The 3,114-nt window shown below is 51.7% G+C and carries 1 rRNA gene; it reads right to left on the minus strand.

Annotated elements, in window-relative coordinates:
- Positions 1-38 precede the first annotated feature (38 nt).
- Positions 39-2,946: ribosomal RNA gene (locus BS639_RS24385) — 23S ribosomal RNA — on the minus strand.
- Positions 2,947-3,114 lie beyond the last annotated feature (168 nt).

Below are 3,114 nucleotides of genomic sequence, written 5' to 3' on the forward strand. Positions count from 1 at the left end.
TAAGTCTTTGTGTCTCTCTAAAACACCTTCGGTGTTGTAAGGTTAAGCCTCACGGGTCATTAGTACTGGTTAGCTCAATGCATCGCTGCACTTACACACCCAGCCTATCAACGTCTTAGTCTTAAACGTCCCTTCAGGGGGCTTAAAGCCCCAGGGAAGACTCATCTCGAGGCAAGTTTCGCGCTTAGATGCTTTCAGCGCTTATCTTTTCCGCATTTAGCTACCGGGCAATGCCATTGGCATGACAACCCGAACACCAGTGATGCGTCCACTCCGGTCCTCTCGTACTAGGAGCAGCCCCTCTCAATCTTCCAACGCCCACGGCAGATAGGGACCGAACTGTCTCACGACGTTCTAAACCCAGCTCGCGTACCACTTTAAACGGCGAACAGCCGTACCCTTGGGACCTACTTCAGCCCCAGGATGTGATGAGCCGACATCGAGGTGCCAAACACCGCCGTCGATATGAACTCTTGGGCGGTATCAGCCTGTTATCCCCGGAGTACCTTTTATCCGTTGAGCGATGGCCCTTCCATTCAGAACCACCGGATCACTATGACCTACTTTCGTACCTGCTCGAGCCGTCACTCTCGCAGTCAAGCTAGCTTATGCCATTGCACTAACCTCACGATGTCCGACCGTGATTAGCTAACCTTCGTGCTCCTCCGTTACTCTTTAGGAGGAGACCGCCCCAGTCAAACTACCCACCAGACACTGTCCTCACCCCAGATTATGGGGCCGAGTTAGAACATCAAACATTAAAGGGTGGTATTTCAAGGTTGGCTCCACGCAGACTGGCGTCCACGCTTCAAAGCCTCCCACCTATCCTACACATCAAGGCTCAATGTTCAGTGTCAAGCTATAGTAAAGGTTCACGGGGTCTTTCCGTCTTGCCGCGGGTACACTGCATCTTCACAGCGAGTTCAATTTCACTGAGTCTCGGGTGGAGACAGCCTGGCCATCATTACGCCATTCGTGCAGGTCGGAACTTACCCGACAAGGAATTTCGCTACCTTAGGACCGTTATAGTTACGGCCGCCGTTTACCGGGGCTTCGATCAAGAGCTTCTCCTTGCGGATAACCCCATCAATTAACCTTCCGGCACCGGGCAGGCGTCACACCGTATACGTCCACTTTCGTGTTTGCACAGTGCTGTGTTTTTATTAAACAGTTGCAGCCAGCTGGTATCTTCGACTGTCTTCAGCTCGGGAAGCAAGTTCCTCCACCTAGCGACAGCGTGCCTTCTCCCGAAGTTACGGCACCATTTTGCCTAGTTCCTTCACCCGAGTTCTCTCAAGCGCCTGAGTATTCTCTACCTGACCACCTGTGTCGGTTTGGGGTACGATTTAATGTTACCTGATGCTTAGAGGCTTTTCCTGGAAGTGCGGCATCAACTACTTCATCACCGTAGTGACTCGTCATCACGCCTCAGGGTTGATATGTAACCGGATTTACCAAGTCACACCCCCTACACGCTTAAACCGGGACAACCGTCGCCCGGCTAGCCTAGCCCTCTCCGTCCCCCCTTCGCAGTAACACCAAGTACAGGAATATTAACCTGTTTCCCATCGACTACGCCTTTCGGCCTCGCCTTAGGGGTCGACTCACCCTGCCCCGATTAACGTTGGACAGGAACCCTTGGTCTTCCGGCGTGCGGGTTTTTCACCCGCATTATCGTTACTTATGTCAGCATTCGCACTTCTGATACCTCCAGCAGCCCTCACAGACCACCTTCAACGGCTTACAGAACGCTCCCCTACCCAACAACGCCTAAGCGTCGCTGCCGCAGCTTCGGTGCATGGTTTAGCCCCGTTACATCTTCCGCGCAGGCCGACTCGACCAGTGAGCTATTACGCTTTCTTTAAATGATGGCTGCTTCTAAGCCAACATCCTGGCTGTCTATGCCTTCCCACATCGTTTCCCACTTAACCATGACTTTGGGACCTTAGCTGGCGGTCTGGGTTGTTTCCCTCTTCACGACGGACGTTAGCACCCGCCGTGTGTCTCCCGTGATAACATTCTTCGGTATTCGTAGTTTGCATCGAGTTGGTAATCCGGGATGGACCCCTAGTCGAAACAGTGCTCTACCCCCGAAGATGAGTTCACGAGGCGCTACCTAAATAGCTTTCGGGGAGAACCAGCTATCTCCCGGTTTGATTGGCCTTTCACCCCCAGCCACAAGTCATCCGCTAATTTTTCAACATTAGTCGGTTCGGTCCTCCAGTTAGTGTTACCCAACCTTCAACCTGCCCATGGCTAGATCACCGGGTTTCGGGTCTATACCTTGCAACTTGACGCCCAGTTAAGACTCGGTTTCCCTACGGCTCCCCTATACGGTTAACCTTGCTACAAAATATAAGTCGCTGACCCATTATACAAAAGGTACGCAGTCACCCAACAAAGTAGGCTCCCACTGCTTGTACGTACACGGTTTCAGGTTCTATTTCACTCCCCTCGCCGGGGTTCTTTTCGCCTTTCCCTCACGGTACTGGTTCACTATCGGTCAGTCAGGAGTATTTAGCCTTGGAGGATGGTCCCCCCATATTCAGACAGGATGTCACGTGTCCCGCCCTACTCATCGAACTCACAATCTATGCATTTTTGTGTACGGGACTATCACCCTATACTGTGCGACCTTCCAGACGCTTCCACTAACACATAAACTGATTCAGGTTCTGGGCTGTTCCCCGTTCGCTCGCCGCTACTGGGGGAATCTCGGTTGATTTCTTTTCCTCGGGGTACTTAGATGTTTCAGTTCCCCCGGTTCGCCTCGCATGGCTATGTATTCACCATGCGATAATGTGACGTATCACATTGGGTTTCCCCATTCGGGTATCGTCGGGTATAACGGTTCATATCACCTTACCGACGCTTTTCGCAGATTAGCACGCCCTTCATCGCCTCTGACTGCCTAGGCATCCACCGTGTACGCTTAGTCGCTTAACCTCACAACCCGAAGGTGTCTTCTTTAATCAATAAAGAGCGACCACGTTCGTGCTGCAATTATTTGAGAGACTCTAATACAGGCGCCCATAACTCAGTACTTCTACGGAGAGTTATGTTCAGCTGTATCGTTTCAATTTTTCAGCTTGTTCCAGATTGTTAAAGAGCAAA

This window comes from Rouxiella silvae (assembly GCF_002093625.1).
In the GTDB taxonomy this organism is placed as follows: domain Bacteria; phylum Pseudomonadota; class Gammaproteobacteria; order Enterobacterales; family Enterobacteriaceae; genus Rouxiella; species Rouxiella silvae.